Annotated in this window: 12 protein-coding genes; 11 read left to right on the top strand and 1 reads right to left on the bottom strand. The window is 62.7% G+C overall.

The annotated features are described in order from the left end of the window. Positions 1 to 55 precede the first annotated feature (55 nt). The 7 genes from MF410_RS21300 to MF410_RS21270 all read left to right on the top strand — a co-directional run bounded on the left by MF410_RS21300 (position 56) and on the right by MF410_RS21270 (position 5,768). The gene (locus tag MF410_RS21300) at positions 56 to 889 is read left to right on the top strand and encodes an SDR family oxidoreductase (RefSeq protein WP_097629817.1); all 834 of its coding nucleotides are present in this window, start codon (positions 56 to 58) and stop codon (positions 887 to 889) included. Between the two features lie 14 nt (positions 890 to 903). Then, the gene (locus MF410_RS21295; RefSeq protein WP_097629818.1) at positions 904 to 1,107 is read left to right on the top strand and encodes a twin transmembrane helix small protein; all 204 of its coding nucleotides are present in this window, start codon (positions 904 to 906) and stop codon (positions 1,105 to 1,107) included. A 296-nt stretch (positions 1,108 to 1,403) separates the two neighbouring features. Then, positions 1,404 to 1,982 (top strand): cob(I)yrinic acid a,c-diamide adenosyltransferase, encoded by a 579-nt coding sequence (locus tag MF410_RS21290; protein ID WP_097629819.1) that lies wholly within the window; start codon positions 1,404 to 1,406, stop codon positions 1,980 to 1,982. Positions 1,983 to 2,014: 32 nt separating this feature from the next. Then, positions 2,015 to 2,812, top strand: coding sequence for a rhomboid family intramembrane serine protease (locus tag MF410_RS21285; protein WP_097629823.1), 798 nt, complete (start codon positions 2,015 to 2,017; stop codon positions 2,810 to 2,812). A gap of 163 nt (positions 2,813 to 2,975) precedes the next feature. Beyond that, positions 2,976 to 3,725 (top strand): electron transfer flavoprotein subunit beta/FixA family protein, encoded by a 750-nt coding sequence (locus tag MF410_RS21280; RefSeq protein WP_131711807.1) that lies wholly within the window; start codon positions 2,976 to 2,978, stop codon positions 3,723 to 3,725. Positions 3,726 to 3,747: 22 nt separating this feature from the next. Continuing rightward, the gene (locus MF410_RS21275; protein ID WP_239620027.1) at positions 3,748 to 4,677 is read left to right on the top strand and encodes an electron transfer flavoprotein subunit alpha/FixB family protein; all 930 of its coding nucleotides are present in this window, start codon (positions 3,748 to 3,750) and stop codon (positions 4,675 to 4,677) included. 209 nt (positions 4,678 to 4,886) lie between these two features. Beyond that, positions 4,887 to 5,768 carry a 3-hydroxybutyryl-CoA dehydrogenase gene (locus MF410_RS21270; protein WP_239620024.1) on the top strand — a complete coding sequence of 294 codons (882 nt, stop codon included), beginning with the start codon at positions 4,887 to 4,889 and terminating at the stop codon, positions 5,766 to 5,768. Positions 5,769 to 5,950: 182 nt separating this feature from the next. On the opposite strand, the gene MF410_RS21265 is transcribed toward MF410_RS21270, so the two are convergent. Continuing rightward, positions 5,951 to 6,613 carry a TlpA disulfide reductase family protein gene (locus MF410_RS21265; RefSeq protein ID WP_097629652.1) on the bottom strand — a complete coding sequence of 221 codons (663 nt, stop codon included), beginning with the start codon at positions 6,611 to 6,613 and terminating at the stop codon, positions 5,951 to 5,953. Between the two features lie 38 nt (positions 6,614 to 6,651). Here MF410_RS21265 and argH point away from each other — a divergent pair, with 38 nt between their 5' ends. The 4 genes from argH to MF410_RS21245 all read left to right on the top strand — a co-directional run bounded on the left by argH (position 6,652) and on the right by MF410_RS21245 (position 12,487). Continuing rightward, positions 6,652 to 8,052 carry an argininosuccinate lyase gene (gene argH / locus MF410_RS21260; RefSeq protein WP_097629651.1) on the top strand — a complete coding sequence of 467 codons (1,401 nt, stop codon included), beginning with the start codon at positions 6,652 to 6,654 and terminating at the stop codon, positions 8,050 to 8,052. 131 nt (positions 8,053 to 8,183) lie between these two features. Further along, the gene (locus tag MF410_RS21255) at positions 8,184 to 8,378 is read left to right on the top strand and encodes a lipoprotein (RefSeq protein ID WP_003582619.1); all 195 of its coding nucleotides are present in this window, start codon (positions 8,184 to 8,186) and stop codon (positions 8,376 to 8,378) included. A gap of 11 nt (positions 8,379 to 8,389) precedes the next feature. Continuing rightward, positions 8,390 to 9,658, top strand: coding sequence for a diaminopimelate decarboxylase (gene lysA, locus MF410_RS21250; RefSeq protein WP_097629650.1), 1,269 nt, complete (start codon positions 8,390 to 8,392; stop codon positions 9,656 to 9,658). A 165-nt stretch (positions 9,659 to 9,823) separates the two neighbouring features. After that, positions 9,824 to 12,487: a TIGR02302 family protein gene (locus tag MF410_RS21245; RefSeq protein ID WP_097629649.1), complete on the top strand. Its 2,664-nt coding sequence runs from the start codon at positions 9,824 to 9,826 to the stop codon at positions 12,485 to 12,487. Positions 12,488 to 12,519: the final 32 nt, after the last annotated feature.

Here is a 12,519-nt window from a genome sequence, read left to right as displayed (position 1 = left end):
TGTATCCTCTGGCCGAATATGGGAAACGAGTCCCATTTTGTACAGGAATCATTCCATGGCGGCAGAGCGCAGCATCGTCGTGACTGGATGCTCGTCCGGTATAGGCGCTCATTGCGCGCGGGCGCTGAAAGCCGATGGCTGGCGCGTCTTCGCGACGGTGCGCAAACCGGAAGATCTGCCGGGCTTGGAAACCGACGGCATCGAAGCCTTCCTGATGGATTATGCCAGGCCCGAGACGATTTCCGAGCTGGTCGACACCGTCTTGCAACGTAGCGGCGGCCGCATCGACGCGCTCTTCAACAATGGCGCCTATGGCCAGCCGGGCGCCGTCGAGGATCTTTCGACGGCAGCGCTGCGCGCCCAGTTCGAGGCGAATTTCTTCGGCTGGCACGAATTGACGCGGCAGGTGATCCCGGCGATGCGCAAATGCGGTCAGGGTCGGATCGTGCAATGCTCGTCCATTCTCGGTGTCGTGCCCTATCGCTATCGCGGCGCCTATACCGCCTCCAAATTTGCGCTCGAAGGCCTCAGCATCACCCTGCGCATGGAACTGCAGGGCAGCGGCATCCATGTAAGTCTGATCGAGCCCGGCCCGATTGCCACCCGTTTCACCACCAACGCGCTCGCCAAGATCCACGAACATATCGACGTCGAGAACTCGCCGCACGCAGCCGACTATGTCAGGCAACTGGCAAGACTCGACGGATCCGGCCCGGTCAACCGCCACAAGCTTGGCCCGGAGGCGGTCTATTCCGTGTTGAAACACGCATTGAACTCGAAAAATCCGAGGCCACATTATCCTGTAACGACACCGGCCAAGCAGGGCATGTTCCTGAAGCGGCTGCTTCCGGCAGACCTCTTCTACCGCCTGATGCGCTGGACGGACTGAGAAAGCTGAATGCCATGTCCACCGTCACCTATATCCTCGCGATCATCGTCATGGGCTGCGTCGCCCTCGTCTTGATCCGCGGCCTCTTCAACATGATGAAGGGCGGCGACGCCAATCGCTCCAACAAGCTGATGCAGCTGCGCGTCCTCTTGCAGGCCATCGCCGTCTTCCTGATCATGCTAACACTCTGGTTCACCGGCGGCGGCCGGCCGACGTGAGAAGACCGTGGGGGCATTTTTGATGATGAACGCCGAAACATCCTCCCTCATTCCTGTGCTCGTAACAGGAATGAGGGAGGTGAGGTAAGCGGCTTGAGGAAACACCCCAACGCGGTGTGTGTCAGTATGACTGCGCGAGTTTGGCAACAATGCCAACCCCACTCTCCGTCATCCTCGGGCTTGACCCGAGGATCCATCCCCCTAGCCGCTGCTGGATGCGGTCTGGATGCCCGGGTCGAGCCCGAGCATGACGGAGGGTGGGGTGGTTCAACCCTCCCCCTATCAGGCGGTGCAACATGGTGAAACTCAACAAGATCTACACCAAAACCGGCGACGACGGCACGACCGGGCTGGTGTCCGGCCCGCGCCGGGCAAAGGACGATCTGCGCGTCGAGGCCTATGGCACGATCGACGAGGCCAATTCCGCGATCGGGCTGGCGCGGCTGCACACATCAGGCCTGCCCGAACTCGACGCTATGTTGATGTCGATCCAGAACGATCTCTTCGATCTCGGCGCCGATCTCGCCACCCCCGATACCGGCGAGCCACCGGCCTATGAGCCGCTGCGGATCGTCGAGGCGCAGGTCGCCCGCGTGGAGCGCGACATCGACCAGTTGAACGCCGGCCTGGAGCCCCTGACGTCCTTCGTCCTGCCGGGCGGCAGCCCGGCCGCCGCGCAGTTGCATCTGGCCCGCACGATCGCGCGCCGCGCCGAGCGTTTGATGGTGGCGCTTGCCCGCACCGACGGCGAGATCGTCAGCGAGCCGGCGAGGAAATATGTCAACCGGCTCTCCGATTTCCTCTTCGTCGCCGCACGTCATGCAAATGACCGCGGCCATGCGGATGTGCTTTGGGTTCCGGGAAAAAACAGATAGGCTTGCCGCGATCACGATTGCCGGGGGGCTTGATGTTCATACCTTTTCATGACGCCAACACGCTGAAATATATCAAGGTCCAGTGGGTGACGCTCTTACTGATCGCATTGAATGTCGCCGTCTGGCTTTTCACCAGCCTGGAGAGCGAGCAGGCAGCGCAGGCAACGACCGTCGGGCTCGGCTATATCCCGGCGATCGCCTTTGGCGACGCGGTGCTGGCCCAGGGGCTGGAAATCGTGCCGGAGCCGCTGACTTACCTCACCTATGCCTTCGTCCATTCCGGCTTCTGGCATCTGGCCTCCAACATGATCTTCCTCTGGGTCTTCGGCGACAATGTCGAGGATGCCATGGGACATCTGCGTTTCCTGATTTTCTATCTGCTGTGCGCGGCCGCCGGCGCGCTCTGCCACGGTCTGCTGAGCATGACGTCGCAAGCGCCGCTGGTCGGCGCCTCGGGGGCGATTTCCGGTGTGATTGCCGCCTATGTCTTGCTGCATCCGCGCGTCAAGGTCTGGGTTCTGGTCTTCTTCCGCGTGCCGCTGCCGCTGCCGGCCTTCGTGCCGCTGCTTTTGTGGATCGGCCAGCAATTCTTCATGCTGGCGGTCGCACCCGACGGCGACGTTTCCTGGGGCGCGCATGTCGGCGGCATTCTTGCCGGTGCCCTTTCGATCCTGGTGTTGCGCCGGCCGGGTGTGCCGCTCTTCGACCGAGAGATCGTCACGCCCCGGGCTGTGAGAAGCGATCCCGGCACCGGTCCGGCCATCACTGTCGACGCGGCCGGGCGCAAGGTTCAACGCCTTCCTTGGGGTCGACGCCGACAAGAATATTGACGTGAACGTAAACGTCCATATATTGCCCGGCAAATCGCCCGCCGCTAGCATGGAAGCGTTGTAATTGGAGGAAAAGCGCGTATCCATGTCGCCATTCGACAATCGAAATGGCGCGCGAGCGCGCATTTTCGCTGAAGCCAATTTCCCCTGAAGGAAGGACACCATGAAGATTCTCGTGCCCGTCAAGCGCGTCGTCGACTACAACGTGAAGATCCGAGTGAAGCCGGATGGTTCCGGTGTCGAGCTTGCCAATGTGAAGATGTCGATGAACCCGTTCGACGAGATCTCGGTGGAAGAGGCGCTGCGGCTGAAAGAAGCCGGCAAGGCCGGGGAAGTGGTGGTGGTGTCGATCGGCCCTGCCAAGGCCGAGGAGACGCTGCGCACGGCACTCGCCATGGGTGCCGACCGGGCGATCCTGGTCGAGACCGATGATGCGGTCGAACCACTGGCGGTCGCCAAGATCCTCAAGGGTGTCGCCGATGCCGAACAGCCGGGTCTGATCATCGTCGGCAAGCAGGCGATCGACGATGATAGCAACCAGACCGGCCAGATGCTGGCGGCACTGCTCGGTTCGGCCCAGGCGACCTTCGCCTCGAAGATCGAGATCGGCGACGGCAAGGCTGAGGTCACCCGCGAGGTCGACGGCGGCCTGCAGACGATCGAGATCAAGCTGCCGGCGGTGGTCACATCGGATCTGCGTCTCAACGAACCGCGTTATGCCTCGCTGCCGAACATCATGAAGGCGAAGAAGAAGCCGCTCGACAAGAAGAGCCCTGATGATTTCGGCGTCTCCACCACGCCGCGGCTGAAGGTGCTGAAGACCGAGGAACCCAGTGGCCGCAAGGCCGGCGTCAAGGTCAAGTCGGTCGCCGAACTGGTCGACAGACTGAAGAACGAAGCCGGCGTGCTTTAAGGCAGGAAGAGAGAACACCATCATGACCATTCTTCTTCTGGCCGACCATGACAATGTCAGCCTTTCCGACCAGACCGCCAAGGCGCTGACGGCAGCAAGCCAGATCGGCTCCGATATCCACATCCTCGTTGCCGGCAAGGGCGCCAAGGCTGCGGCCGATGCGGCTGCCAAACTCGCCGGCGTCTCCAAGGTGCTGCTGGCCGAAAGCGACGCGCTTGCCAACAATCTGGCCGAACCGCTTGCCGACCTGATCGTCTCGCTGGCCGGCTCCTATGACACCATCGTCTCTGCCGCCACCTCGGTCGGCAAGAACGTGCTGCCGCGCGTCGCTGCCCTGCTCGATGTCGCCCAGGTCTCGGAGATCATCGAGGTTGTCAGCCCCGACACCTTCAAGCGGCCGATCTATGCCGGCAATGCCATCCAGACGGTGCAGGCAAGCGATACCAGGAAGGTGATCACCGTGCGCACCGCCTCGTTTGCTTCCGCCACGGAAGGCGGGTCTGCCTCTGTCGAGGCGATCGCGGCGGTCTCCGATCCGGGTCTGTCGCGTTTCGTGAAGGATGCGCTGTCGGCCTCCGACCGTCCGGAGCTGACCTCGGCGAAGATCATCCTCTCCGGCGGCCGGGCACTTGGCTCTGCGGAAAAATTCAAGGAAGTCATCCTGCCGCTTGCCGACAAGCTCGGGGCTGCCGTCGGTGCATCCCGCGCGGCCGTCGATGCCGGTTATGCGCCGAACGACTGGCAGGTCGGCCAGACCGGCAAGGTCGTCGCCCCGCAGCTCTATATCGCCGCCGGCATCTCCGGGGCCATCCAGCATCTGGCCGGCATGAAGGACAGCAAGGTGATCGTCGCCATCAACAAGGACGAGGAGGCGCCGATCTTCCAGGTCGCCGACTACGGCCTCGTCGCCGATCTGTTCGAAGCCCTGCCGGAACTGGAAAAGGCGCTCTAATGCAGGTCGCGCAAAGACCGAAAGCGCGAGAAGCGAATCCGAAAGATCACGACGCGCTTCAAACGCCTCAAATGCTTTTCTTTCGCACTTGCGAATGACTGGAAAATTATCTTTTATCGGGCTACTACTGCTGCCGGGCGATCCTTCGTCCGGCAGCATTGCTAAAAAATGCGGCAGCGCGGGGGCAGATGCCGTGCGGGGGTTTGGAGATGAATGCGGTGTTGAAGAATATTGGTATTATCGGTGCCGGCCAGATGGGCTGCGGCATCGCGCATGTTTCGGCCGCCGCAGGTTACAGGGTTCACATCTACGATCTCTCACAGGATCGCATCGAGTCTGGCCTTGCCACCATCAACGGCAACCTGGCTCGTCTGGTGACGAACAGCAAGATGACCGAAGAGGAGCGCAAGTCGACCCTGTCGCTCATCACGGGCTCGTCCGATGTCAATGATCTCGCACCCTCCGATCTCGTCATCGAGGCCGCCACCGAGGATGAAACGGTCAAGCGCAAGATCTATGCGCAGGTTTGTCCAGTCCTGAAGCCGGAAGCGCTGCTTGCCACCAACACCTCTTCCCTTTCAATCACCCGGCTTGCTGCCGCCACCGACCGCCCCGAACGCTTCATGGGCATTCATTTCATGAACCCGGTGCCGGTGATGAAGCTGGTCGAACTGGTGCGCGGCATCGCCACCGATGAGAAGACCTTCTCGGCCGCCAAGGAATTCGTCGGCACGCTGGAAAAGACCATCACTGTCGCCGAGGATTTCCCGGCCTTCATCGTCAACCGCATCCTGCTGCCGATGATCAACGAGGCGATCTACACGCTCTATGAAGGCGTCGGCACGGTCGACGCCATCGACACGGCGATGAAACTCGGCGCCAACCATCCGATGGGACCGCTGCAGCTTGCCGATTTCATCGGCCTCGACACCTGCCTTTCGATTATGCAGGTGCTGCATGACGGCCTGGCGAACTCGAAATACCGCCCCTGCCCGCTACTGGTGAAATATGTCGAGGCCGGCTGGCTCGGGCGCAAGTCCGGCCGCGGCTTCTACGACTATCGCGGCGAAGTGCCGGTCCCGACACGGTAAGTAAGCAGGCATTATCAGAACGGGCGAATAGACCGGACGCCCGTGAAATGCTTTCCTTGCCGTGAATGGGAGGAAACGCCATGTCGACCGAAACACCGATGTTCCTGCTGCAATGCTGCGTCCTTATCGGAATTGCCGGCGTTTTCCTGATCAGAGGCGATGGCAACTCCTGACTGATATCCTTACGATCCGATCGCACCCTTGATGAGAGTCTTGGCGTCCTCGCTGTCCCAGGCGGCGGGTCCGTTCATGGCGGAGATCAGGCAGCCCTTGTCGTCGATCAGCAGCGTCACCGGCAGCCCCATGGCGAGCCCCTCTTTCTTCAGGCTGTTGAACACCGCAATCGTTTTGTCGCGATAGAGCTGCAGCGCATCGACGCCGGTCTCGGCCAGGAAGGTCTTCGGCTTGTCGTCGTCGCCGCTGTCGATATTGACGGGCACGACCTGGAACTTGTCGCTGCCCATCTCCTTTTCGAGCGCGTTCAGCGCCGGCATCTCCTCGCGGCAGGGAACGCACCATGTCGCCCAGAGATTGAGGAGCACGGTCTTGCCGGCAAAATGATCGAGCGTCAGCGGCTTGCCGTCCGGCCCGTTGAAGGAGACCGCCGTCAGCTTGCGCGGCTCATAGGCGGCGACCATGGCGGCCACCTGCCCCTTCATCAGCGGTGTAACGCTGGCGATGCGATCCCGGGCCAGCTTGCATTCGACAGACGCCGTCTCACCGCCGCCATTGCCAATCCCCGTCTCCTTCACGTATACCGCAGCCGCACCGGCAACGACGCCCGCGACGGCGGCTATCGCGATCCATTTCACGGATGGCAGCCCGAGGGATTTCTTTGTCGTCATTTCATTCTCCAGGACATGCATTCAAGGCGGGCACCTTCATGGCCGACACCACGGATACCAAATCTTCAAACCAGATGTGGGGCGGGCGTTTCGCCTCCGGCCCGGACGCGATCATGGAGGAGATAAATGCCTCGATCGGTTTCGACAAGAAGCTTTTCGCGCAGGACATCCGCGGTTCGATCGCCCACGCGACCATGCTCGCCCATCAGGGGATCATATCGGCCGAGGATAAGGACAAGATCGTTCACGGGCTAAACACGATCCTGTCAGAAATCGAGAGCGGCAATTTCGAATTTTCGCGCCGGCTCGAAGACATCCATATGAATATCGAAGCGCGTCTGGCGACGCTGATCGGACCGCCAGCCGGCCGGCTGCATACCGCCCGCTCGCGCAACGACCAGGTCGCGCTCGACTTCCGCCTCTGGGTGAAGGAAGAACTCGAGAAGACCGAGAAGATGCTGACCGGCCTGATCGCCGCCTTTCTCGACCGCGCCGAAGAGCATGCCGAAAGCGTCATGCCGGGCTTCACCCATCTGCAGGCCGCCCAGCCCGTGACCTTCGGCCATCACTGCATGGCCTACGTCGAAATGTTCGGCCGCGACCGCTCACGCGTGCGCCACGCCATCGAGCATCTGGACGAAAGCCCGATCGGCGCGGCGGCCCTTGCAGGCACCGGTTATCCGATCGACCGCCATATGACTGCCAAGGCGCTGGGCTTCCGCGAGCCGACCCGCAACTCCATCGATACGGTCTCCGACCGCGACTTCGCCATCGAGTTCCTGTCGATCGCCGCGATATCCGGCATGCACCTGTCGCGTCTCGCCGAAGAGATCGTCATCTGGTCGACCCCGCAATTCGGTTTCGTGCGCCTCTCCGATGCCTTCTCGACTGGCTCCTCGATCATGCCGCAGAAGAAGAACCCGGATGCGGCTGAGCTGGTGCGCGCCAAGACCGGCCGCATCAACGGTTCGCTGGTGGCGCTGCTGACGATCATGAAGGGCCTGCCGCTCGCCTATTCCAAGGACATGCAGGAAGACAAGGAACAGGTCTTCGACGCGGCCGAGAGCTTGGAACTGGCGATCGCCGCCATGACCGGTATGGTGCGCGACATGACCGTCAACACCGCGCGCATGAAGGCTGCGGCCGGCTCAGGCTTCTCGACGGCAACCGACCTTGCCGACTGGCTGGTGCGCGAAGCGGGCCTACCCTTCCGCGATGCCCATCACGTCACCGGCCGGGCCGTGGCGCTTGCCGAAAGCAAGGGCTGCGATCTTGCCGAACTGCCGCTCGCCGACCTGCAGGCGATCCATTCCGCGATCACCGACAAGGTCTACGACGTGCTGACTGTCGAAGCCTCGGTCGCCAGCCGCAAGAGCTTCGGCGGTACCGCACCCTCTGAGGTGCGCAAGCAGATCGCTTTCTGGCGCGCCCGCAACTGAGGAATATCACGCGGCGCAAGCCGCCGCGGCCTTGGCGCACAGGCGGAAAGACCGTCCAACAATCAGGGTGCACAAGGCGGATAAACTTCGCTATGACAATGTCCATCAGAATGCCGCCGAAGAGGATATCCATGCAGAAGAGCTTGCCGCATCTCATCCGCCTGACGGCGGTTCTCGCCGTCATCGGCCTTGCCGTTGCCGGATGCGGGCGCAAGGGCGATCTCGATCCGCCGAGTGCTGCGGCAACCAAGGAAGGTGACGTTTCCAAGCCGACAAAACAGCCGGGAACCGTCGATAAGCCCTTCCTTCTCGATCCCCTTCTTTAAGGCATAAGCCCGTGAACCATTTCGAGTACCGCGACGGCGTCCTGCATGCCGAAAACGTCCCCGTTCCCGAGATCGCCAAGGCGGTCGGCACGCCCTTCTACGTCTATTCCACCGCGACGCTGGAGCGCCATTACCGGGTCTTCTCCGAGGCCTTCGCCGATATGGACTCCATGGTCTGTTACGCGATGAAGGCGAATTCGAACCAGGCCGTGCTGAAGACACTTGGCCGCCTCGGCGCCGGCATCGACGTCGTCTCCGAAGGCGAGCTGCGCCGCGCGCTCGCCGCCGGCATCTCGGCCAGCCGCATCATGTTTTCAGGTGTCGGCAAGACGCCGCAGGAAATGGATTTCGCTCTCGAGGCAGGCATCTACTGCTTCAATGTCGAATCCGAGCCTGAGCTCGAAATCCTCAACCAGCGTGCCGTCAGCGCGGGCAAGAAAGCGCCGGTCTCCTTCCGCATCAATCCCGATGTCGATGCAAAAACACATTCGAAGATCTCGACCGGCAAGAAGGAAAACAAGTTCGGCATCTCCTGGGAGCGTGCCCGCGCCATCTATGCCCATGCCGCCAAGCTGCCGGGCATCGAGGTCACCGGCATCGACATGCATATCGGCAGCCAGATCACCGAGCTGCAGCCCTTCGACGACGCCTTCAAGCTGCTGCACGACCTTGTCGCGACGCTGCGCGCCGACGGCCACACGATCGACCATGTCGATATCGGCGGCGGCCTCGGAATTCCCTATAAGGACGACAACAATCCGCCGCCGCTGCCGGACGCTTATGCGGCGATCGTCAAGAACCAGCTGCGCGGCCTCAACTGCAAGATCATCACCGAGCCCGGCCGCCTGATCGTCGGCAATGCCGGCATCCTGGTGACCGAAGTCCTCTATGTGAAGGATGGCGGCGAGAAGACCTTCGTCATCGTCGACGGCGCGATGAACGATCTGATCCGCCCGACCCTCTACGAGGCCTATCATGAGATCCGCCCGGTGACGATTTCGGCGGCGAACGCCCCGCGCATCCGCGCCGACGTGGTCGGCCCCGTCTGCGAGACCGGCGATTACCTGGCACTCGACCGCGAGATGGCGACGCCGAAGCCCGGCGACCTGATCGCCGTCAGCACGGCCGGCGCCTATGGCGCGGTGCAGGCCGGCACCTATAACAGCCGGCTGCTGGTGCCCGAGGTTCTGGTCAAAGGCAGCGATTTCCATACGATTCGCCCGCGCAGAACCTATGCCGAACTGATCGGCCTCGACTCCGTTCCTGCCTGGCTCGACTGAAGCAGCCATCACTTTTGGCGAATAAACGTGAAAAGCCGGTATTGCCGGCCGCTCGCCCTCGCCTTCGCCACAAAGAGTGTTATCCTTGTCAGTCATGAGCGTATTGCCCTGCAATCGCCGGAAGCGCCCTCTGTTCCAGAACGCCAGATCGCGGAGACCGGACCGATGACAAGCCCCTCAAGGCAGAGGAAAGGTGCGTTTGCGCTCCGCCCCTCGCTTGCCCGGCTGGTGACGACAAAACGCCTGCTGGCGCGCGTGGTGCTGTTTTTCGAGCAGTTGCTTCCGCCCTTGATGTCGGTCCTGGCAGTCATCGCCTTTTACCTCGCAGCCTCTTGGTTCGGCCTCTTCCGCAGTGTGCCGGACTGGCTGCGCATCCTGCTGCTGATCGCCTTTGCCGCTGCTTTTCTCGTCTCACTGCTGCCCTTGCGCAATCTGCGCTGGCCGGGGGTCGCCGAAGCCGACCGCATGCTGGAAGAGCGCAACGGCCTGCCGCACCAGCCGGTGACCGTCCAGGAAGACGAGCCGGCCTTCGATACGCCCTTCGCCCGCGCGCTCTGGCGCGAGCACCAGACCCGCATGGCCGAAAAGATCGCAGCCCTCGATGCTGGACTGCCGCGGCCGGATATCGCCGCGCATGACCGTTTTGCCCTGCGCGCCGTGCCTGCGCTGCTGCTGGTCACCGCTTTCGCCTATTCGCTGTCGATCAACGGCGGCTCGCTCGGCGACGCGTTTCAGGCCGCGCCCGAACAGGTGGTCGTCGATCCGGCGGTGCGCATCGACGCCTGGGTGACCCCGCCCTCCTATACCGGCCGCGCCCCGGTCTACTTGACCGCTGACGGCAGCGAGCAGGCGCCGATTGGCATTCCGCAGTTCTCAGGCCTCACCGTTCGTGTCAGCGGCGGAAAGACCACCGAAAAGGTCGTGTTCCGCAAGGCGAACGGCCAGGCGCAGGATATCGCCGTGCAGGCGGATACCAAGCCGCGGCAGGCGGCGGCAGGCAGCGAACCGCCGAAGACGACGCCGGCCGGTGAAGCGCCCACCAGCCAGGCACTGGTCGCTCAGACGCATGTGATGAAGCTGGAAGAAAATGGCGCCCTCGAAGTCAACGGCCGCCGCTGGAGCTTCGATGTCCTCCCCGACAAGGCGCCGGAGATCGCCTTCGACGGGCTGCCGAAGCCCAGCGTCAACGGCGCGCTTGAAATCGGCTTTACCGTCAAGGACGATTACGGCGTTCAGGAAGCGCATGCGGAGATCGTCCCGGTCGACACCGATCCGACTGCGACGCCGCTCTATCCTTTGCCGGAATACCGGCTGGATATTCCCCGCCGCAACGCCCGCGACGCCAAGGGCGTGACCAGCCGCAACCTGACCGAACATCCGCTCGCCGGCAAGCGCGTGCGCGTGACGCTCGTCGCCAAGGATGGCGCCGGTCAGACCGGCCGCAGCCCGCCGCATGAGATGGTCCTGCCGTCGCGGCCCTTCAACGAGCCGCTTGCTGCGGCCGTCGCCGAGGAGCGGCAGGTTTTCGCGCTCGACACCCGCAAGATGCCGCAGGCAATCGCGCTGAACGAGGCGCTGACCATCCGTCCCGAGGAGACCATCCCCAAGCTCACCAATTATCTGCTGCTGGAATCCGCCTTGACGCGCATGAAGCTTGCAAGGGGCGAGGAGGCGCTGAAGGATACGGCTCAGTATCTCTGGGAGATCGCTCTCGGCATGGAGGACGGCGATCTTTCGCTTGCCGAGCGCAAGCTGCGCGAGGCCCAACAGAAACTTGCCGACGCATTGGACCGCAACGCGCCGGACGAGGAAATCAAGAAGCTGATGGATGAGCTGCGCAAGGCAATGCAGGACTACATGACCGAGCTTGCCCAACGCATGCAGAACGCGCCGATGCAGCCGAACCAGAACGCCCAGAACATCCTGCGCCAGCAGGATCTGGAACGGATGATGGACCAGATCGAAAATCTCGCCCGCTCTGGCAATCGCGACGCAGCCCAGCAGATGCTGTCGGAATTGCAGCGCATGATGAACAATCTGCAGGCCGGCAGGCCGCAGCGCGGCCAGCAGAGCCAGGAAAACAGCGAAGCCCGCAAGCAGATCGACAAGCTCGGCGAGATCCTGCGCGACCAGCAGAAGCTGATGGAACAGACCTTCCGTCTCGATCAGCAGCTCCGGGACCGCATGCAGCGCGGCGAACCCGACATGGGCGAAAACGATCCGCTGCTCGATGAGATGAACCCTGGCGAGAACGGCGAGCCGCAGGATCAGCAACAGGGCCAGCAAGGCAAGGACGGCCAGCAGCCCTCCGACCAGATGACCGCCGAGCAGTTGCGTGAGGCGCTGAAACAGCTGCGCGCCCAGCAGGATGCGCTCGGCAAGCAGCTCGGCGAATTGCAGAAGAGCCTCGGCGAGTTGGGCATGAAGCCCGGCCCCGGTTTCGGCCAGGCGCAACGCGAGATGGAGGGTGCAGGCCGTGAGCTTGGCCAGGGCCGCGGCCAGCCGGCCATCGAGGGCCAGGGCCGCGCGCTCGAAGCGCTTCGCCAGGGCGCCCGCGACATGATGAACCAGATGATGCAGGCCCAGCAGGGCCAGCAGGGCCAAGGTCCGAACGGTCAGGTCGGTCAGGGGGATCAGAACGGCCGTGATCCGCTCGGCCGTCCGCGTCGCGTCCAGGGGCCGGATTTCGGCGACGACGTGAAGGTGCCCGACGAGATCGACGTTCAGCGCGCCCGGGAAATCCTCGACGCGATCCGCGAAAAGCTCGGCAATAATCCGCCGCAGGAAATGGAACGGCGGTATCTCGAACGGTTGCTGGATATTCAGTAGGCCTTACGCCGCCGTATAATCGATCGGCGGCG

The organism is Rhizobium sp. C104 (genome assembly GCF_022354505.1).
In the GTDB taxonomy this organism is placed as follows: Bacteria; Pseudomonadota; Alphaproteobacteria; order Rhizobiales; family Rhizobiaceae; genus Rhizobium; species Rhizobium redzepovicii.
The sequence above is the reverse complement of the archived record's forward strand: the minus strand, read 5'-3'. Positions and strand labels throughout refer to the sequence as shown.